The sequence below is a fragment of the Streptomyces sp. NBC_00631 genome, from assembly GCF_045206895.1.
Taxonomy (GTDB): domain Bacteria; phylum Actinomycetota; class Actinomycetes; order Streptomycetales; family Streptomycetaceae; genus Streptomyces.
This window is the reverse complement of sequence record NZ_CP107734.1, coordinates 9,835,884-9,854,968: the sequence shown is the minus strand read 5'-3', so window position 1 is coordinate 9,854,968 and position 19,085 is coordinate 9,835,884. Positions and strand designations below refer to the sequence as shown.

Genomic DNA, 19,085 nt, shown 5'->3' with positions numbered 1-19,085 from the left:
ACCAAGCGGCCGAATCCGATGATCCGCCGAGTGGCGGTCGCCCTCCGTTCACCGGCCGGTCGAGCGGTGTTCCTCCTGAGGCCCAACTCTGGCCGCTGCCAACGAACCTGTCTCCAGGAGGCCACCGATGTCCCCGCATGCCACCGGCAGACGCCGCGTCCACCGTTCCGTCGCGACGGGTCTGCCCCTGGTTCTGGCCGCCGCCCTCGTGGCGGCGGGCACGGCCGAGGCCTCGTCGTCCGGCGAGGCGCATGTCACCCGCACCGCCACCCTCGGCGACATCCCGCTCGGCGCCTTCAGCAACGCGCTGCTCCCGGGCAGCGTGGACAACGACCGGGGTGTGGACCTCGGAGGCATCGGCAGCGACATCTACCCGGCCGGCCGCAAGGGCGAATACTGGACGGTCACCGACCGCGGTCCCAACGGCCAGATCAAGGTGGACGGCAAGAAGCGCCGGACCTTCCCGGTGCCCGGCTTCGACCCGGCGATCGTGAAGATCCGCGTCCTGGGCGACGCCATCAAGGTGATCGACGCGATCCCGATCACCACCTCCTCCGGCAAGGCCGTCACCGGGCTGTCCAACCAGGCGAGCCGGGACGAGGCGCCGTACTCCTACGACGCGAAGACCCCGCTGTCGTACGACCCCGACGGCCTGGACACCGAGGGCATCGTGCGGGCGGCGGACGGCACGTTCTGGCTCGTCGACGAGTACGGGCCGTCGCTGGTCCACCTCTCTGCGCGCGGGAAGGTGCTCACCCGTTACGTGCCCAAGGGGCTGAACCTCACCGGCACCGGCTACCCGGTGGTGGAGGCCCTGCCGTCCGTCTTCCTGCACCGGAAGATCAACCGCGGCTTCGAGGGACTGGCCCTGCTTCCCGACGGGGATCTCGTGATGGCTCTGCAGAGCCCCCTCTCCCTGCCCGACGGGGATGCCGGGGACGCCTCGCGCACGACCCGGCTGCTGCGTTTCTCGCCCCGTGAGAAGGCGGTCACGGCCGAGTACGCCTACCGCTTCGACCCGGTGAACGTGGTGGACCCGAGCGAGGACGACACCTCCGAGCTGAAGATCTCCTCGATCGTGGCCGTCGGCGGCGACCGGCTGCTGGTCGAGGAGCGCACCGACAAGGCCGCGCGGCTGGAGGTGGTGAAGCTGGACCGCAGGTCGGACATTCTCGGCGGCGTCTACGACGACGACACCGCGTCCCCGTCGCTGGAGCAGCTGGACGACCCGGCCGCCGCCGGGGTTCCGGTGCTCGGCAAGCGTCTGGTGGTCGACCTGAACACGGTGACCGGGGTGCCGCTGAAGATCGAGGGCATCGCGCGCGTGGACCACGACACGCTCGCCCTGATCAACGACAACGACTTCGGGATGACCGACGGAGCGGGCGCCTTCGACGCACAGGGTCGTCTCGTCGACAGCGGCATCGAGACGACCCTGGTGTACGTCCGGCTGCCCAAGGGGCTGTGACCCAGGGAGCCGCGCCTACCCCAGCAGTGAGGGCAGCATGGAGTCCAGGCCGCTCGGCAGCTCGCTGGGCAGCCCCGACGGCCACTGCGAGGGGAGTTCGCTCGGCAGGCCCGACGGCAGGCTGCTGGGCAGCCCCGACGGCCACTGCGAGGGGAGTTCGCTGGGCAGGCTGAACGACGGGCGGTCCGAGCCGGACGGGCTGGGGCTGCTCGTGGTGGGTTTGTCGTCGGTCGAGCCGTCGCCGCCGGACGCCATCAGAACGACGGCGGCGACAGCCACCGCGGCCACCAGCAGGGCCAGTACGGCGAAGAGCGGCCCGCTGCGCCGACGGGGCGGCCGCGGAGGACGTGGTGGCATCCAGCCGACGGCGGTGGGCGGGTCCTGGCCGCCGGGCGGGGCGCCGAAGCCGACGTGCGACGGCCGGTCGAACACGTCGTCCGGCGGTGGGCCGAAGCCCCCGCCGGAGGACATGCCGAAGCCGTCGCCCGGGTGCGGTCCGAAACCACCGTACGGAGGCGGGTCGTAGCCGCCGGGCGGCGGCGTGCCCTCCGGTGGGCCGGGCGGTCGTGGCGGTACGGGCGGCATGGCCATAACGCCAAGAGTCACCGCGTTCCGGTCAGCACGCGAGCCCCACGCGGGAGTTGGCACGGACTCATGCCACGGATCGCACGATTCCGGAGCATTTCCGGTGCGAACCCGTCGTGCGGGCACAGGAAACGACACGCGCGCGTGCGGGTGTCCGCTTCGAAGGCGGCCCGCACGCGCGCGTACGGGTCAGCCCCGCGCACCCAGCAGGTGGTCCATCGCCAGCTGGTCGAGGCGCTCGAAGGCCATCCCGCGCGCGGCGGTCGCGTCCGCGTCGAACTCCTCGAAGGCCGTCCGGTCGGCGAGGAGCGCCTGGAGGCCGTCCGCCGCGGTCGGCAGGGCAAGCTGGTCCAGACGGGAGGCGCGCAGGGCCTCCTGGACCTCCGGGTCCGCACGGAAGGCGGCCGCGCGCTCCTTGAGGATCAGGTAGTTGCGCATGCAGCCGGCGGCCGACGCCCACACACCGTCGAGGTCCTCGGTCCGCGGCGGCTTGAAGTCGAAGTGCTTCGGCCCCTCGTAACCGGCGCTCTCCAGGAGGTCGACCAGCCAGAAGGCGGCGCGCAGGTCGCCGGCGCCGAAGCGCAGGTCCTGGTCGTACTTGATGCCGGACTGGCCGTTGAGGTCGATGTGGAAGAGCTTGCCCGCCCACAGGGCCTGTGCGATGCCGTGCGGGAAGTTCAGGCCGGCCATCTGCTCGTGGCCCACCTCGGGGTTGACGCCGTACAGCTCGGGGCGCTCCAGGCGCTCGATGAACGCGAGCGCGTGGCCGACGGTGGGGAGCAGGATGTCGCCGCGCGGCTCGTTCGGCTTGGGCTCGATGGCGAAACGCAGGTCGTAGCCCTGGGAGGTGACGTACTCGCCGAGGAGGTCGAAGGCCTCCTTCATGCGGTCGAGGGCGACCCGCACGTCCTTGGCGGCGCCGGACTCGGCGCCTTCACGACCGCCCCAGGCCACGTAGGTCTTCGCACCCAGCTCGGCGGCCAGGTCGATGTTGCGGATGGTCTTGCGCAGCGCGTAGCGGCGCACGTCACGGTCGTTCGCGGTGAACGCGCCGTCCTTGAAGACCGGGTGGGTGAAGAGGTTCGTAGTGGCCATCGGGACGGTCATGCCGGTCGCGTCGAGGGCCTGCCGGAAGCGCTTGATGTGCGATTCGCGCTCGGTGTCGGAGGACCCGAAGGGGATCAGGTCGTCGTCGTGGAACGTCACGCCGTAGGCGCCCAGTTCGGACAGGCGCTGCACCGTCTCGACCGGGTCGAGGGCGCGGCGGGTGGCGTCGCCGAACGGGTCCCTTCCCTGCCAGCCGACGGTCCACAGGCCGAAGGTGAACCTGTCCTCGGGGGTGGGCTGGAAGCTCATGCCGCGGCTCCTTGCTCGGGGGCTGTGCTCGATGACTGCGGTGGATGACTGGTGGATGACTGTCGTGCCGACTATTTCGTCATCGCGGTTTACAAATTAGTATGCCGACGCGTCCCTGGGAAGGGTCACCATGTCCCCGAACGGGCGAAAACCGGGTCGCGACACCCCGACGAACCGGGAAAACTGCAGGTCAGGTCAGGCGCGAGCCGCGCAAAAAGGGAGAGTCCGATGTCAGCAGCCGAGGGTCCGCTCGTCGTCGGCGTGGACACGTCCACCCAGTCCACCAAGGCGCTGGTCGTCGACGCAGCCACCGGCGAGGTCGTGGCGAGCGGTCAGGCACCGCACACCGTGACCACCGGGGCGGGGCGGGAGAGCGATCCGCGTCAGTGGTGGGACGCGCTGTGCGAGGCGCTGCGCCAGTGCGGGGACGCGGCGCACGAGGCGGCGGCCGTGTCGATCGGCGGGCAGCAGCACGGCCTGGTCACGCTGGACGAGCGTGGCGAGCCGGTGCGGCCCGCGCTGCTGTGGAACGACGTGCGTTCGGCGCCGCAGGCGCAGCGGCTGATCGAGGAGCTGGGCGGACCGAAGGCCTGGGCGGAGCGCACGGGCAGCGTGCCGGGCGCGTCGTTCACGGTCACCAAGTGGGCCTGGCTGGCCGAGCACGAGCCCGAGGCGGTCCGCGCGACCAGGGCCGTACGGCTCCCCCACGACTACCTCACCGAGCGCCTGACCGGGCAGGGCACCACCGACCGCGGTGACGCCTCCGGCACCGGCTGGTGGGCGTCGGCGGCCGAGGCGTACGACGAGGAGACCCTCGCGCACGTGGGCCTGGACCCGGCGTTCCTGCCCCGAGTGGTCCGGCCCGGCGAGGTCGCCGGCACCGTGCGCGACAGTCATGACCTGCCGTTCTCCAAGGGCACTCTGGTGGCGCCCGGCACCGGCGACAACGCGGCGGCCGCCCTGGGGCTCGGACTGCGCCCCGGCACGCCCGTGCTGAGCCTCGGCACCTCGGGCACGGTGTACGCCGTCTCCAAGCACCGCCCCGCCGACCCCACGGGCACGGTGGCGGGCTTCGCCGACGCCCACGGCGACTGGCTGCCGCTGGCCTGCACCCTGAACTGCACCCTCGCGGTCGACCGGATCGCGGCCCTCCTCGGCCTGAACCGCGAGGCCGTCGAGCCCGGCACCTCGGTGACCCTGCTGCCGTACCTGGACGGCGAGCGCACCCCGAACCTGCCCCACGCCTCCGGCCTGCTGCACGGCCTGCGCCACGACACCACGGCGGGCCAGCTCCTCCAGGCCGCCTACGACGGCGCCGTGCACGCCCTGCTGGGCGCCCTGGACCTGGTCCTCGACGAGGACGCGGACCGGACCACCCCGTTGCTGCTGATCGGCGGCGGCGCCCGGGGCCGCGCCTGGCAGGAGACGGTACGGCGGCTGTCGGGGCGACCGGTGCAGGTGCCCGAGGCGAAGGAGCTGGTCGCCCTCGGCGCCGCCGCGCAGGCAGCCGGGCTGCTCACCGGTGAGGACCCGGCGGCGGTGGCCCGGCGCTGGAACACGGCCGCGGGGCCGGTGCTGGACGCGGTGGAGCGGGACGCGGCGACGCTGGCCAGGATCTCCGGGGTACTCTCCGACGCGGCCCCGCTGCTGGAACGGGCGCCGGAGAACCGCTGATCAGCAGAGGACGTTCCAGAGGATTGATGGAGGCATGACCGCACCGCTGCACGAGGCCCGCCACACGGCGACCGGCCGTGCCCTGCCGGACACCCAGCAGGGCATGCGCCGGCGCAACCTCGCGCGTGTGATGCACGCGGTCAGCGCGGAGGGCTCGCTGTCGCGGGCCGCGGTCGCCTCCCGCATCGGCCTCACCAGAGCGGCCGTGTCGACCCTCGTCGACGAGCTGGTCCGCTGGGGACTGCTGGAGGAACTGGGCCCCGAGCGGCCCAGCCGTGTCGGGCGGCCGGGTTCGGCGCTCGCGGTCAGCGGGCGCGGCCCGGCAGGTGTCGGGGCGGAGGTCGGGGTCGACCATCTCGCCGTGTGCGCGGTGGACCTGCGCGGCGAGGTACGCGCGCGTGCCGTGCGGCACGGCGCGAACCGGGGCCGGGACCCACGTCCGGTGCTGACGGAGCTGACCGGGCTGGTGCGGCGGGTCGTGGCGGACGCGGAGCGGAACGGCCTGTGGGCCGCCGGTCTCGCGGTCGCCGTCCCGGGCCTGGTGGCCCGCGACGGACACACGGTCGTCCACGCTCCCAACCTCGACTGGCACGACACCGACCTCGGCGCGCTGCTGCCCGCCGGCCTCCCGCTGACGGTCGACAACGAAGCCAACTTCGGCGCCCTGGCCGAGCTGTGGCTCGGGGATGCCACACCGCGGGACTTCCTGCACGTGTCCGCCGAGATCGGCATCGGCGCCGCCGTCGTCGTGGACGGACAACTGCTGCGCGGGAAACGCGGTTTCGCGGGCGAACTCGGCCATGTGCCGGTCCGCCCCGACGGGCCGCGCTGCGCCTGTGGCGGACGCGGGTGCCTTGAGCAGTACGCCGGAGAGGAGGCGGTGCTGCGCGCGGCCGGCCTCGAATCCCGCGAGGACGCGATAAGCCAGCTGGCACAGCGGGCGGGCGCGGACGACGAAGGCGTACGACGCGCCCTGCACGACGCCGGTACGGCCCTGGGTATCGCCCTGACCGGCGCCGTCAATCTCCTCGACCCCGAGTCGGTGGTGCTGGGCGGTGCCCTGGCCGGGTTCGCTCCCTGGCTCCTCCCCTCCCTGGAGGCCGAACTGGCCGACCGCACCACAGGCCCCGCCTGCCCGGTCTCCGTCTCCCGGCTGGGCCCCGAGGGCCCTCTCCTGGGCGCGGCCCACTCGGTGATCCGGGCCGTCCTGGACGATCCGGCGACGGTGGCCGAGCGGGCCTGACAGAGGCGGCCGCCTCACACTCCCCTTCACCCGTCCGGGTGAGCAGGTTGTCCACAGTTCATGCCCTGTCCACGGAACCACCAGGCGCTCTTCTGCCCAACCCTCGGCCGCCGTACCGTGATTCACGCGAGGCATCCGCCGACACCAGGGGAAAACGCACATCAGGGGGACGTATGTCGGGAGAGGCGGCCGTGGGGCTGCGGCGGGATGCGGTGGGGTTGCGGGAGGTGCTGTTCCAGGGCGTCACGGCGATGGCGCCCGCCGCAGCTGTCGCCGCGTCCATTCCGGCGGGAGCGGCGTTCGCCGGTGGCAGTCTGCCGCTGGCCGTGGTGATCGCTCTGGTGGCCTGTCTGGCCACCGCGTCCTGCGTGGCCGAGCTGGCGCGGGAGTTACCTGCCGCGGGCTCCGTCGCCACGTACGCGGCGCAGGGGCTGCATCCGGCCGTGGGGTTCCTGGTCGGCTGGGGCTATGTCTTCGTGGAGGCGCTGGTTCCGCCGTTGCTCCTGCTTCAGCTCGGGTTCACCGCGGCGGGGACCCTGCATGACGAGTGGGCCTCCTACCCGGCCGGCCTGTGGTGGCCGTGGGCGCTGGCCGGAGCCGCCGTCATCGGCGTCACCGGGTATCTGGGAGTACGTGCCTCCGCCCGGTTCGGGACGGTTCTCGGGGTCTTCGAGGTCGCGGTGTTCCTCGTCTTCGCCGGATGGCTGATCGTCAGGGCCGGCGGTCACAACTCCCTTTCGGTGTTCGGCACTTCGCACACGGCGCCGGGCCATGGAGGGGTCAGCGGAGTCTTCGCCGGTTCCGTCTACACCGTGCTGGCCTTCGCCGGCTTCGAGGCGGCCGCGCCGCTCGCCGAGGAGACCCGCGACCCACGCCGTACGATGCACCGGGCGGTGCTCGGCGCGGCCCTGGGAATCGGCCTGTTCTACGTGGTGACCACCTATGCGATGACCGTGTACTTCGGCCCCGGCCGGTTCGCCTCCTTCGGGGCGGCGGGCGAGGCGTCCTGGGAAGGCGTCGCCCGGGCGTCCTTCGGGCTCTTCTGGGTACTCGTGTTCCTCGCGGTCGTGAACTCGACGATCGCCAACGCCAACGCCTGCGCCAACGTCTCCACACGGACCGCCTTCGCGCTGGCCCGCATCCGGGTTCTCCCGCGTGTGCTCGCCACGCTCCATCCCAGGTACCGCTCCCCCGTCGCCGGCATCGCGGTCCAGACGGTCGTGGCGGTCGGGGCCGTGCTGGGGCTGGGTTTCGGCTACGACCCGGTGACCGCGTTCCTGCTGCTGGCCACGGTGATCGTCACGGTCGTCATCGGCGTCTACATCGTCGTCAACCTCGCCTGCGCGGGCTACTTCCTGCGCCGCGGCCGCCAGCCCGTCAAGCCCGTACGGCACCTGCTGCTCCCGCTGCTGGGCATCGTGGCCTTCGTCCCGGCCCTGCTCACGGCGGCCGGCCTGCCCGTCTTCGACTTCGTGACGAAGCTGACCGCGCCGGTGTCGTACGCCGGTCCGGTGGTCGGCGTCTGGATGGCGATCGGTGCGGTCGTCCTGCTGGTGCTGATCCGGCGCCACCCCGAGCGCATAGCCGAGACCGCGCGGGTCCACCTCGAAGAGAACATTCCTGGCACGGTCGCCCCACAGGACGGAGCAACACCGCGATGACCGACCCCCGCATCCTCACCGTCCGGCCCGGACCGGACGACTACGCCTGGACGTTCGGCGGGGCGCCGCCGGTGGCGCGGATCGTGCCGGGCACGGTCCTCGACCTGTACACGGAGGACTGCTTCGCCGGGCGGGTGCGGTCCGAGAAGGACCTGGTGTCCGAGGTGTGCGAGTTCCCGTTCCTCAACCCGCAGACCGGGCCCTTCCACATCGAGGGCGCGGAGCCGGGCGACACCGTCGCCGTGCACTTCGTGTCCATAGAACCGGCCCGGGACTGGGCGGCGTCGACGACGGTCCCCCTGTTCGGCGCGCTCACCTCGACGCACACCACGGCCACCCTTCAGCCGCCGCTGCCGGAGACGGTCTGGATCTGGCAGCTGGACCGCACCCGGCGCACGGCCCTGTTCCGGGCGCGCGAGGGCGGCATCGAGCTGGAGCTGCCGCTGGACCCGATGCACGGCACGGTCGGGGTGGCCCCCGCGAATCTGGAGGTGCGCTCGGCCCTGGTGCCGGACGCCCACGGCGGGAACATGGACACGCCCGAGATGCGGGCCGGTGTCACCTGCTACCTCGGGGTCAACGTCGAGGGCGCGCTGCTCAGCCTCGGCGACGGGCACGCCCGGCAGGGAGAGGGCGAGACCTGCGGGGTGGCCGTGGAGTGCGCGATGAACACCAAGGTGATCGTCGAGCTGCTGAAGGGGCTCGCGACGCCGTGGCCCCGGCTGGAGTCGGACACGCACATCGTCTCGACGGGGTCGGCGCGTCCGCTGGAGGACGCTTTCCGGATATCGCAGCTCGACCTGGTGCAGTGGCTGGTGCGCGACTACGGGTTCGGCGAACTCGACGCGTACCAGTACGCGACCCAGGCGGTGGAATCGCCGTTGGCCAACGTGTGCGACACCAACTACACGTGTGTGGCCAAGCTTCGCAAGGAGTGGCTGCCGGCGCGCGAGACTTACCGCGGACTGCATGCGCGGCTGCGCGAGACGGCGGCCGCCCTGCGCCGCTGACCGCCCCTCGACTCCCCCGTGCTTCGAGCACGCTTGCGAAAGGCACTTCACCCATGGACCGGGCACGACCGCTCCCCAGCAGGCGACGGCTCCTGAAGGGCGCGGCCCTCGCCGCGGTCCCGTACGCGCTGCTCCCCGCGGGCCGGGCCGGAGCGCAGACCGGAGTCGTCGACTATCCGTCGGCCGAGTGGCAGGCGGCGAGCAGCGACAACCGGACACCGGCCCAGCGCCCCGACGAGTACGCGATCGACCGCGTGATCATCCATGTCACGCAGCAGTCGTACGCCGGCACGCTGTCCATCTTCCAGAACCCGAAGAAGCGGGTGTCCGCGCACTATCTGGTGCGCTCGGCCGACGGGCATGTCGCGCAGTGCGTGCGGGAGTCCGACGTGGCCTGGCACGCGGGGAACTGGGACTACAACACGCGAAGCATCGGCATCGAGCACGAGGGCTGGGTGGACAAGCCGGAGTACTTCACCGACGCCCTGTACAAGGAGTCGGCGCGGCTGACGGCGTCCATCTGCGACCGCTACGGCATCCCGATGGACCGGGACCACGTCATCGGCCACGTCGAGGTGCCGGGGACCGACCACACCGATCCGGGGAAGCACTGGGACTGGGTCCGCTACATGAGTCTGGTCGGCGTGTCCTCGCAGTGAGACTCGTCGGGGCCGCGCGACGAGGCCGGTCGAAACGGTTGTCGGAGCGAACACCCCGCGTGACGATGTCCCCGAGCCGCATCGCCGTCGGGAGGCCGAGTTGACCGATCCCTGGGTGGCCCTGGAGCCAGGGGCCGACCCTGCCGAGCGCGTCCGGGCGCTGCGCCGGGCGCACGAGACGTTCACCACGGCGGGCACCGTGCCGCGCCCGGTGCGGTCCGTGGTGGCCGAGTCGTGGCGGCGTTCCGCGCGGGCCGGGGTGGGACCGGACGGTGCGGCGCGCGTGGAGCTGACGGACGGTGACCTCGGGACCTATCGGGCGGAGCATCCGCTGGCCCGGGTGATGCCGCTGATCCGGGAGCTGATGGGCACGTTCGCGGCGGACGGCGAACATCTGCTGGCGGTGTGCGACGCGGACGGCAGGCTGTTGTGGGTCGAGGGGCATCCGGCGACCCGGCGCCGGGCGGACCGGATGAACTTCGTGCCGGGCGCGCGCTGGTCGGAGACCGCGGTCGGCACCAACGCGCCGGGCACGGCGGTGGCCGTGGACCGGTCGGTGCAGGTGTTCGCGGCGGAGCACTTCATCCGGCGGGTGCAGCCGTGGACGTGCGCGGCGGCGCCGGTGCACGATCCGCGCACCGGGCGGGTGCTGGGTGCCGTGGACATCACCGGCGGCGACCGGCTGGCGCATCCGCACAGCCTGGGCTTCGTCCAGGCTGTGGCGCGGGCCGCGGAGTCGCAGCTGGCGCTGCTCGATCCGCCGGTGCCCGCGGACGAGGTGCCCGCGCTGACGGCGCTCGGCCGTGACGAGGCCGCGCTCCGCCTGGACGGCCGCCGGCTGCGGCTGGGCCGCCGGCACAGCGAGTTGCTGGTGCTGCTGTCCCGCCACCCGGAGGGGCTCACCGGCGACGAGCTGCTGTGCGCGCTGTACGAGGACGAGTCGGTGACGCCGGTGACGCTGCGGGCGGAGCTGGTGCGGCTGCGCCGGCTGCTGGGCCCGGGGCTGCTCGCCTCCCGGCCGTACCGGCTGACCGCGCGGGTCGAGTCGGACGTGACCGTGGTGGAGCGACGGCTGGAGGCGGGGGCGGTGACGGCGGCCGCGGGAGCGTACACCGGGCACCTGCTGCCGGGCTCGCAGGCACCCGCGGTCGTACGGCTCAGGCAGCGGCTGGCGGACGGGCTGCGGACCGCGCTGATCGCGGGCCACGACCCGGACCTGCTGGCGGACTGGGCGCACGCGCCGTGGGGCGAGGACGACGTCGAGGTGTGGCGGGCGCTGGCGGCGGTGCGGCCCACGGCGGTCGTACGGTCCCGGCTGGCGGCCCTGGAAACGGAGTTCGCGGCGCCGCCCGGCTGAGCTGCGGCGCAACGTGCTCGCAACCTCCGCTCCCCTAGCCTCCGCGCCGGAAGCTGCCCGACGGCGGGCAGCGCATCTGCAAGGAGGCAGGCCACCATGACCCGTTACGCGGCGCCCGGCACCGAGGGCGCGATCGTCTCCTACCAGGCGCGCTACGACCACTTCATCGGCGGCGAGTACGTGCCGCCGGCCCGGGGGCAGTACTTCGAGAACCCGTCGCCGGTGAACGGGCTGCCGTTCACCGAGGTGGCGCGGGGCACCGCCGAGGACGTGGAGCGGGCGCTGGACGCGGCGCACGCGGCGGCGCCGGGCTGGGGCCGTACGTCGGTGACGGAGCGCTCCGACATCCTGCTCAAGATCGCCGACCGGATGGAGGCCCACCTCGAACCGCTCGCGGTCGCCGAGAGCTGGGAGAACGGCAAGCCGGTACGGGAGACACTGGCCGCCGACATCCCGCTCGCGATCGACCACTTCCGCTACTTCGCGGGGGCGATCCGCGCGCAGGAGGGGTCGCTGGGCGAGGTCGACGACGACACGGTGGCGTACCACTTCCACGAGCCGCTCGGTGTCGTCGCGCAGATCATCCCGTGGAACTTCCCCATCCTGATGGCGACCTGGAAGCTGGCGCCGGCCCTCGCGGCCGGGAACGCGGTCGTCATCAAGCCGGCCGAGCAGACCCCGGCCTCCCTCCACTACTGGATGAGCCTGATCGCGGATCTGCTGCCGCCGGGCGTGGTGAACATCGTCAACGGGTTCGGCGTGGAGGCGGGCAAGCCGCTGGCGTCGAGCCCCCGGGTGGCGAAGGTCGCCTTCACCGGTGAGACCACCACGGGGCGGCTGATCATGCAGTACGCCTCGGAGAACATCAAACCGGTCACGCTCGAACTCGGCGGCAAGTCCCCGAACATCTTCTTCGACGACGTCTGGGCGCACGACGACGACTTCCGCGACAAGGCCCTTGAGGGCTTCACGATGTTCGCGCTCAACCAGGGCGAGGTCTGCACCTGCCCGTCCCGGGCGCTCGTCCAGCGCGGCCACTACGCCGAGTTCATGGAGGCGGCGGTCGCCCGGACCCGCCTGATCAAGCCGGGTCACCCGCTCGACACCGACACGATGATCGGCGCCCAGGCCTCCAACGACCAGCTGGAGAAGATCCTCTCCTACCTGGACATCGGCCGGCAGGAGGGAGCGAAGGTCCTCACGGGTGGTGAACGCATCGACTACGACGGCGAGTTGAAGGGCGGTTACTACGTCCAGCCGACCATCTTCGAGGGCGACAACCGGATGCGGATCTTCCAGGAGGAGATCTTCGGCCCGGTGGTCTCGGTGACGTCGTTCGACGACTTCGACGACGCGATCAAGATGGCCAACGACACGCTGTACGGGCTCGGTGCGGGCGTGTGGACCCGCGACATCAACACCGCGTACCGGGCCGGCCGCTCGATCCAGGCGGGCCGGGTGTGGACCAACTGCTACCACGCGTACCCGGCGCACGCGGCGTTCGGCGGCTACAAGCAGTCGGGGATCGGCCGCGAGACACACAAGATGATGCTGGAGCACTACCAGCAGACCAAGAATCTACTGGTGTCGTACTCGCCGAAGAAGCTGGGCTTCTTCTAGAGGTACAGAAAAGGGCGCCTGAACTGGGGAATCTCCCGTCAGGCGCCCTGCTGCGGCGCTGTTCAGCAGCAGAACGAAAAGACGCCCTACTGCCGTTTTGCCCCACTGGCGTGCCGTCCGGAGACGGCGAGCTCTCCCAACGGTTCATCGCCTCCTCTATCAACTGGTTGGCGTGGTCTCGGGTTCCGGCCAGGAACTTCGCGTAGTAGCGGAAGAGGACGTGGACGCTCTGGTGTGCCTTGCGGGCGCATTCTGCGGGGTCCACCCCGGAGGCCGGCCAGAAGGAGATGCCAGCGTGGCGCAGGTCGTACGGCCGCTTGACGAGGTTCAGTGCGTGCTCGTCCAAGGTGAGTGCGGCTTCCCTGGCACGTCCCCAGGCGAACCGACGAAGCGCACGCGCGCGCGGGCGTGTCGCTGCGCCGGTGGCTCGGCTCCTCGACCGGCAGGTGCAGGAACCTGTCGGCCTTCAGGACGGTGGAGTCGACGAAGAACGGGATCTCGGCCGCGGCGACGCCGAGTTCGGCGAAGATCCTCTCGCTGCCCTCCGTGGCGTTCAGGTCGCTGCCCGGGAACAGGGGCATCACCGGGCCGACGGACTCGGCGGAGCTACGGCTGCCGGTGGCCCACGCGAACATGATTCACGAAACCCTCGCCGGCCTCGGCCCGGCCGGCGTGCTCGCCGCGCACGGCACGCTGATCGAGTTGGCCAGAGCCGTGACGACAGGCCGCTTCGACGACGTGGAGCCGCTGCTGGCGCCGGCGCTCGTCCAGGCGGCGAAAGACCTCACGGACCGTCACCTCACCGACGCCGGACCGTCCTCGGCGATGCAGGCGCGCGAACTCGGTGTCTCCGCACGCACCTTGCAGCGGTCGTTCGCCACCGCAGGGGAGTCGGTGACCGCCTGCATCCGCCACCGGCGGCCGGCATGGGCCCTGCTCGCCCCCAACTCGCCCGCGGACCGGCCGAGCGTCTCCGAACTCGCCGCCCACTGGCAGTTCGCGGACAGCAGCCACTTCATCCGCACCTTCATGAAGCACCACGGCCAGGCACCGACCGCATACGCCCGCTCGGCCGAGCAGGCCGAGAGCTGAGGTGGACCCGACGCTCATCCGCCGCTCGCCATGACGGCAGCAGCGAGACGAGCGGCTCCCGACCCGGTGGCTCGGTACCGACAGGGAGCTGGGAGACGGCACTCGGCAAGCACCGGAACGACCGAGAGCGTGTCGATCAGACGTTCCATGTCGTGCTGCCGGAGTCCCGCCCGGCCCCATGCCCGCTTGGCCAGGAAAGGCAGCATGACGCCGGCGAAGACCAGGGACGGCATGGCCGCGAGGCCGGGCGGCGAGCTGATAGCCGATCACCGAGGCCACGGAGGTCCGGTGCTGCTCACTTCGGGTGTGTCAGACTCACCCGCACGTTCAGCTCGCCCCTGTTGTCGGCGGAGCAGGCCCCGGCGGTGTCGTTCATGCCCATTTCCAGGGTGCCGCTCCCTGCCGCCTTGAAGGTCAGCTCCCGTCCGACGGTGTGAACCGGGGCGTTCTTGACACCCGCGAGAAACGCCAGCAGAGCACCGAACGGCGCTGAGGACTTGACCTTGCAGTCCTTCGCAAATTCAAACTTCTTGTCGATCTGCGCGCCGTATCCGGTCGGCCCGATCATGGGCATGTTTCTGTGGTCGGCCGTCCACTCCCCCGAGACGAACCGCACGGTGATCCGGTCGCCCCGCTGGACGGACACACCGGCCACCGGCTGCCAGCCGGTGGCCGACTGAACGACCTGGCTTACGGTCGTCGTGTCGGTGCCCCTCTGGAACGGCAGCGCCCCGGTGAGAAACAGCGCCGCAACGGCCGCCGCGGCCGGCACTGCCGTACCTGCCAGCACCCACCGCAGCCGCTTCGGACCCCCTGGGCGGGACAACTGAGTCGGTGTGGGCTCCAGCGACGTGGTACTCCACTGTGTCGGCACCGGCTCTCCGAACACGGCGGTGCCCGACTGTCCTCTGGTCACGGTCTCCGCGTCGGCCCACCGAGCGGAAACCTCCAGTCCACGCGCACCTTCCGAGAGCTGCGGCCCTTTGCCCGCCTCACCCCCCATGACACGCCGCAACTCGGAGCCAACGACAGCCGCGGCAGGGCGCTCCTTCGGGGACTTACGCAGCAGCGCCCCGACGACCGGCCGCAACGGACCCAGCCTTTCTGGCAGGACGGGCTCCTCGTATGCCACGGCGTGCAGGGTCGCCGGCCCGGCCGGCCTGCGGAACGGAGAGTGCCCGCCACAGACCGTGGCGAGGGTGACGCCCAGGGACCACAGGTCAGAGGCCGGCCCCGCCTCCGCGCCGGTCACCCGCTCGGGTGCCATGAATTCCAGGGAACCCACGAATTCGCCGGTGGTGGTGAGGAAGTCGCCGTCGTCGAGGGCCGCGATGCCGAAGTCCGTGAGAACCGCGCTGCCGTCGCGGCGCAGCAGAACGTTGCCGGGTTTGACGTCGCGGTGCAGGGCACCGACCGCGTGTACGGCTTCGAGCGCATCGAGGACTTGCAGACCGATCGCGGCCGTCTGCTCCGGCGTGAGCGGTCCGCTCTCGGCGATGCGGTGAGCCAACGAGGGGCCGTCGACAAGTTCCATGACGATCCACAGCCGGTCCTCGTACTCGACCAGGTCGTGAACGCCGACCACATGCGGGTGTGGCACTCGGGCTACGGCCCGCGCCTCGCGGATCGCCCGACGCAGCCGGGTGCGGTGCTCCTCGTCGCCGGCGGTGAGGATGTGCAGTTCCTTGACGGCCACCGGACGGTCCAGCAACTGGTCGTGGGCGCGCCAGACCGTGCCCATCCCACCTCTGCCCAGGACCCCGTACAACCGATAGCGGCCGGCGACCAGCCGCTCCAAAGCACGTTCGAAACCAGTTACCGCGTCAGCGTCGCCATCTCCGGATATCACGCGCTCGCTCATCTTTCCTTCCCGGCGGTTTCGGCGTCCACCGGCGCCGTCGCCCGTTCGAACGGCATGAGCATAGCGGAGCAGATTGCGCTTACCTGTCGTCAACTTCCTTGAGCCGAAGGCCTTTTGAGGAACACTGTATTGCAGGTCACATGCAACCGCTGCATCGCGGAGTGGAGGCAGGGCGTCCTCCTCTCAGGGGGACCAGGCGCCGTGGTCCGGGTAGTCCGGGTAGGAAGACGCCGCATTTCCGGCAGGGGCCAGGGTGGGATGGCGCAGCGCTCCGCGACAGAGGGAACCGACATTGCCCTTCGGGTACAAGTGGGTCGACCGCGAACTGGCGGGCCTGGACCCCGAGACGGACTGGGAGCGGATGATCTCGCTCTACGTCGGCCATCGCATCCCGGAATTCGCCCTGGCGATGACGATCTACCCGGGCACGATGCGCATGATGCAGCCGGCCATGACCGCCGCCACCCTGGCCCACACCGGGAAGCTGGAGAAGAGACCGCACCGGCGCTTCCAGGACGGCAACGAGTTCCTGATGGCCTGGATGGTGGACGGCCTCTCCAGCGCCGCGGGTCGCAGAGCCGCCGAACGCCTGAACCGCGTCCACCGGGCCCTCGCCCACGGCACCCCGCACCTGCCCGGCAACTTCGACGACATCGACGACTTCGTCTATCCCCTGGTCCTGCTCGCCACGTTCGGCGACCGCCTGCAGACCTCGCTGGGCCTGCCCGGCACCAGCGAACCCATGAAGGTGGCCTGGCACCACTGGGCCCGGGCCCTCTTCCACCTCCTGGAACGCGAGTCCGGACCGCTGGCCGGCGAGGCGTTCCCCGAGGACTGGACCGCGATGACCGAGTTCGCCGCGAAGTTTGACGCACGGCCGTACGAGCAGACGGAGTCGGGCCACCGGGTCGCCACCGCGATGATGGACTTCTTCGCCGAACGCTGGTTCCCCGTCCCCTTCAGGGCGTTCGGCCGAGACCTGACCCGCTACCTCGCCGGCGAGAGCGTCTGCCGCCTCCACCGCATCGGCTGGATGAGCCCTCGCCGCGAGCGTACGATCCGGTTCTTCCTGAAGTCGGCGTTCCGCGCCCAGGCGCTACTGCCCGACCACCGCACACCGCTTCCCGAACGACTCCGGCGAACTCGGCTCACGTCCGAACAACTCCGCTCCCTTGAGCCCCGTCAGACCAGCCGTGCCGACACGCCTGAACAGGCTGCGCATGAGTGGCACTCCGAGTCATGAGCAACGGGTACGCGCCGCGCCGCCGGGGCGAACTCCACAGGACCTCGGAGGCCGCCAGGTCTCCGAGCCGGTCGCGACCAGGTGCTCGAACTCAGCCCGGTGGTCCTCCAACCATGAGAGGTGGGACAAGCCTTGGTTGATCACTCCAGGATCAACACCCCCGCTTGCACTCGACGATGGCTGGCGCCCGTTCTCGTCCAGTCCCAGCGAGTCGATCCGCCCTCGTGAATCGCTCCGGTGCGGTACTCACTGGCCACGGACCGGATACCCGGCAGCGACTGCACGCGCGCCTCTGCAAGGCCCTGCACCTCGGCCTCAACCTCAGCGTTGGTCAGAGGCTGCTGAGAAGTGCCAGACGTTCGGCGCTGGTGGAGCCCTGGTCGGCGTAGTAGACGACAATCAGCTGGTGGGCCTGCGGGCGCACCATCTTCTCGTAGTGCAGGTCGAGTTCGCCGACGAGCGGGTGGTTCAGCCGGGTGAGGCCGGTGTCGCGGCGGCGGACCTCGCGGCGGGTCCACAGGGTGCTGAACCGCTCGCTGGCGAGGGTGAGTTCGCCGATGGTCTCCAGTAGCTCCGGGTCGGCCTCGTCGACGTCGATCATGGCGCGCAGTCCGGAGACGGCCTTCGCGGTCATGTCGTCCCACTGGGGGTAGAGGCTGCGCATCTCGGGTTCGAGGAAGGCGGCCCGCAGCGGATCGTGGCCGATGGCGTAGAAGGGGCACAGGAGCACGGCCAGCCGGTTCGCGGCGACGACCCGTCCGCTGGGGCCCTGGGCGTAGGCGGGGGTCTGCTGCCAGCTGTCCAACAGTGGTTGCAGATCGCCCTGGTGGGTACGGGCGCGGCCGCGTGGCCTGCGGGTGGGTGGGGCGGGGTGGGCGAGGCGGTGCAGGTAGGCGACGGCGTCCTCGTCCAGCTGGAGGGCACCGGCCAGGGCGGTCAGGATCTGGTCGGAGGGGTTGAGGTTGCGGCCCTGCTCCAGGCGCAGGTAGTACTCGGGACTGATGCCGGCGAGCTGGGCGACCTCTTCGCGCCGCAGTCCGGGGACCCGGCGCCGCTCGCCGACGGGCAGGCCGACCTGCTGGGGGCTGATCTGCCCGCGCCGGGCCCGCAGGAACTCGCCCAGGGTATCGGCCGTCTCGCGCGTCATGCTCCTGACGCTAACCGTTCAGCACTCCGAGGCGGACCAGGCTCTCCGCGGTGGCCACGACGGCGTCCTCGTTGGAACGCGGGGACCAGTCAAGCTCCTTGCGGGCCTTCGCGTTGGAGGCGCGGCGTACGACACCCAGCTGCGGCACCGTCTCCCGCAGCGCCGGGTTGACCGCGGCCAGCAGGCGCAGCAGCCAGGCCGGGGCCGAGCCGGTGGGTGCCTTGGCGGCGGCCTCGCCCAGCCGCGCGCGCAACGCCAGGGCGATGTGATGGAAGGAAACCGGTTCACCGGCGAGGGCCAGGTACCGCTGTCCGGCTGCCTGAGGCGCCGTCATGGCACGAAGATGCAGGTCAGCCGCGTCGCGTACGTCGACCGTGTTGGTCCAGATCGGCGGCGCCGCGCGCATCCCGCCGGTCAGCATCGCGTGGATGACACGGATCGACGCGGAGTAGTCAGGTCCGAGGACCGGCCCGAAGATCCCCACAGGGTTGACGACCGTCAGCTCCAGGCCGTCGCCCTCGCGCTCGACGAAGTCCCAGGCTGCCCGTTCGGCAACCGCCTTGGACTTGATGTACGCCGACACCCCAGGCCCGTCGGTCTGCGTCCAGTCGTCCTCGCTGAACGTCCGTCCGGTCCGGCCATGGCCGTAGCCCACCGCGGCGAAGGAGGAGGTCAGCACCGTGCGCCGGACCCCGGCGTCCCGGGCGGCCCGCAGGACCCGCAAGGCTCCGTCACGGGCCGGGACGATCACCTCGTGCTCGTACTTCGGCCGCGCTCCGGGAAACGGCGAGGCCATGTGCAGGACGAAGTCGACTCCCGCCACGGCCCGGTCCCAGCCCCGGTCAGAGGTCAGATCCGCCTCCAGGTAGGAAACACTGTCCGTATGCGGGGCTCCGGCCACGGCGAGCATCCGCTCGACGTCAGGGCGTCGTGCCAGGGAGCGCACCGTGGTCGTGACCGTGTGCCCGGTGGTCAGGAGCCGCGCAATCATGTGGGAACCCAGAAACCCGGTTCCGCCCGTGACGAGTACGTGTGCCATGCCTTCATGGTCGATGCCCGGATCATCGCCATCCAGGTCTCGCCGATACCAGTACTCAGAGGGACAGGCT

At 71.2% G+C, this 19,085-nt stretch carries 15 protein-coding genes; 10 read left to right on the top strand and 5 right to left on the bottom strand.

Annotation, left to right across the window (positions count from 1 at the left end; translation table 11 throughout):
• Positions 1 to 127 precede the first annotated feature (127 nt).
• Entirely contained in the window at positions 128 to 1,468 is a 1,341-nt protein-coding gene (locus tag OHB00_RS44655) for an esterase-like activity of phytase family protein (RefSeq protein WP_406443812.1), read from the top strand.
• 15 nt (positions 1,469 to 1,483) lie between these two features.
• Here OHB00_RS44655 and OHB00_RS44650 read toward each other — a convergent pair whose 3' ends face one another.
• A complete protein-coding gene (locus OHB00_RS44650; protein ID WP_406443811.1) occupies positions 1,484 to 2,059 on the bottom strand; it encodes a hypothetical protein in 576 nt (191 codons plus the stop codon).
• 183 nt (positions 2,060 to 2,242) lie between these two features.
• Positions 2,243 to 3,409, bottom strand: coding sequence for a xylose isomerase (gene xylA / locus OHB00_RS44645; RefSeq protein ID WP_406443809.1), 1,167 nt, complete (start codon positions 3,407 to 3,409; stop codon positions 2,243 to 2,245).
• Positions 3,410 to 3,637: 228 nt separating this feature from the next.
• On the opposite strand from xylA, the gene xylB reads away from it, so the two are divergent.
• The 8 genes from xylB to OHB00_RS44605 all read left to right on the top strand — a co-directional run bounded on the left by xylB (position 3,638) and on the right by OHB00_RS44605 (position 13,725).
• Positions 3,638 to 5,083 (top strand): xylulokinase, encoded by a 1,446-nt coding sequence (gene xylB, locus OHB00_RS44640; protein WP_406443807.1) that lies wholly within the window; start codon positions 3,638 to 3,640, stop codon positions 5,081 to 5,083.
• Between the two features lie 34 nt (positions 5,084 to 5,117).
• The gene (locus OHB00_RS44635) at positions 5,118 to 6,326 is read left to right on the top strand and encodes an ROK family protein (protein WP_406443805.1); all 1,209 of its coding nucleotides are present in this window, start codon (positions 5,118 to 5,120) and stop codon (positions 6,324 to 6,326) included.
• Between the two features lie 173 nt (positions 6,327 to 6,499).
• The gene (locus tag OHB00_RS44630) at positions 6,500 to 7,987 is read left to right on the top strand and encodes an APC family permease (protein ID WP_406443803.1); all 1,488 of its coding nucleotides are present in this window, start codon (positions 6,500 to 6,502) and stop codon (positions 7,985 to 7,987) included.
• Positions 7,984 to 8,997: an acetamidase/formamidase family protein gene (locus OHB00_RS44625; protein WP_406443801.1), complete on the top strand. Its 1,014-nt coding sequence runs from the start codon at positions 7,984 to 7,986 to the stop codon at positions 8,995 to 8,997. The genes OHB00_RS44630 and OHB00_RS44625 overlap by 4 nt, the downstream gene beginning before the upstream one ends.
• 53 nt (positions 8,998 to 9,050) lie before the next feature.
• On the top strand, positions 9,051 to 9,656 hold the full coding sequence (locus tag OHB00_RS44620; protein WP_406443799.1) for an N-acetylmuramoyl-L-alanine amidase: 606 nt from the start codon (positions 9,051 to 9,053) through the stop codon (positions 9,654 to 9,656).
• 100 nt (positions 9,657 to 9,756) lie between these two features.
• Complete coding sequence (locus OHB00_RS44615) at positions 9,757 to 11,013, top strand: GAF domain-containing protein (protein WP_406443797.1); 1,257 nt, start codon at positions 9,757 to 9,759, stop codon at positions 11,011 to 11,013.
• Positions 11,014 to 11,109: 96 nt separating this feature from the next.
• Positions 11,110 to 12,633 carry an aldehyde dehydrogenase family protein gene (locus OHB00_RS44610; RefSeq protein ID WP_406443795.1) on the top strand — a complete coding sequence of 508 codons (1,524 nt, stop codon included), beginning with the start codon at positions 11,110 to 11,112 and terminating at the stop codon, positions 12,631 to 12,633.
• Between the two features lie 474 nt (positions 12,634 to 13,107).
• Positions 13,108 to 13,725: a helix-turn-helix domain-containing protein gene (locus OHB00_RS44605; RefSeq protein ID WP_406443793.1), complete on the top strand. Its 618-nt coding sequence runs from the start codon at positions 13,108 to 13,110 to the stop codon at positions 13,723 to 13,725.
• Between the two features lie 295 nt (positions 13,726 to 14,020).
• Here OHB00_RS44605 and OHB00_RS44600 read toward each other — a convergent pair whose 3' ends face one another.
• Positions 14,021 to 15,586 (bottom strand): serine/threonine-protein kinase, encoded by a 1,566-nt coding sequence (locus tag OHB00_RS44600; protein ID WP_406443791.1) that lies wholly within the window; start codon positions 15,584 to 15,586, stop codon positions 14,021 to 14,023.
• 292 nt (positions 15,587 to 15,878) lie between these two features.
• On the opposite strand from OHB00_RS44600, the gene OHB00_RS44595 reads away from it, so the two are divergent.
• Positions 15,879 to 16,829 (top strand): DUF2236 domain-containing protein, encoded by a 951-nt coding sequence (locus OHB00_RS44595; protein WP_406443789.1) that lies wholly within the window; start codon positions 15,879 to 15,881, stop codon positions 16,827 to 16,829.
• Between the two features lie 331 nt (positions 16,830 to 17,160).
• Here the strand turns inward: OHB00_RS44595 and OHB00_RS44590 are convergent, their stop codons facing one another.
• Together OHB00_RS44590 and OHB00_RS44585 are read right to left on the bottom strand one after the other, a co-directional pair.
• Positions 17,161 to 17,976 carry a helix-turn-helix domain-containing protein gene (locus OHB00_RS44590; protein WP_406443788.1) on the bottom strand — a complete coding sequence of 272 codons (816 nt, stop codon included), beginning with the start codon at positions 17,974 to 17,976 and terminating at the stop codon, positions 17,161 to 17,163.
• 10 nt (positions 17,977 to 17,986) lie between these two features.
• Positions 17,987 to 19,015 (bottom strand): NAD-dependent epimerase/dehydratase family protein, encoded by a 1,029-nt coding sequence (locus OHB00_RS44585; protein ID WP_406443786.1) that lies wholly within the window; start codon positions 19,013 to 19,015, stop codon positions 17,987 to 17,989.
• Positions 19,016 to 19,085 lie beyond the last annotated feature (70 nt).

Excerpts from the sequence above, each read along its gene's own strand:
- OHB00_RS44635 (WP_406443805.1), top strand. The coding sequence starts at position 5,118 with ATGACCGCACCGCTGCACGAGGCCCGCCACACGGCGACCGGCCGTGCC.
- OHB00_RS44590 (WP_406443788.1), bottom strand. The coding sequence starts at position 17,976 with ATGACGCGCGAGACGGCCGATACCCTGGGCGAGTTCCTGCGGGCCCGG.
- xylA (WP_406443809.1), bottom strand. The coding sequence starts at position 3,409 with ATGAGCTTCCAGCCCACCCCCGAGGACAGGTTCACCTTCGGCCTGTGG.
- OHB00_RS44600 (WP_406443791.1), bottom strand. The coding sequence starts at position 15,586 with ATGAGCGAGCGCGTGATATCCGGAGATGGCGACGCTGACGCGGTAACT.
- OHB00_RS44625 (WP_406443801.1), top strand. The coding sequence starts at position 7,984 with ATGACCGACCCCCGCATCCTCACCGTCCGGCCCGGACCGGACGACTAC.
- OHB00_RS44585 (WP_406443786.1), bottom strand. The coding sequence starts at position 19,015 with ATGGCACACGTACTCGTCACGGGCGGAACCGGGTTTCTGGGTTCCCAC.
- OHB00_RS44630 (WP_406443803.1), top strand. The coding sequence starts at position 6,500 with ATGTCGGGAGAGGCGGCCGTGGGGCTGCGGCGGGATGCGGTGGGGTTG.
- OHB00_RS44620 (WP_406443799.1), top strand. The coding sequence starts at position 9,051 with ATGGACCGGGCACGACCGCTCCCCAGCAGGCGACGGCTCCTGAAGGGC.
- xylB (WP_406443807.1), top strand. The coding sequence starts at position 3,638 with ATGTCAGCAGCCGAGGGTCCGCTCGTCGTCGGCGTGGACACGTCCACC.
- OHB00_RS44650 (WP_406443811.1), bottom strand. The coding sequence starts at position 2,059 with ATGGCCATGCCGCCCGTACCGCCACGACCGCCCGGCCCACCGGAGGGC.
- OHB00_RS44610 (WP_406443795.1), top strand. The coding sequence starts at position 11,110 with ATGACCCGTTACGCGGCGCCCGGCACCGAGGGCGCGATCGTCTCCTAC.
- OHB00_RS44655 (WP_406443812.1), top strand. The coding sequence starts at position 128 with ATGTCCCCGCATGCCACCGGCAGACGCCGCGTCCACCGTTCCGTCGCG.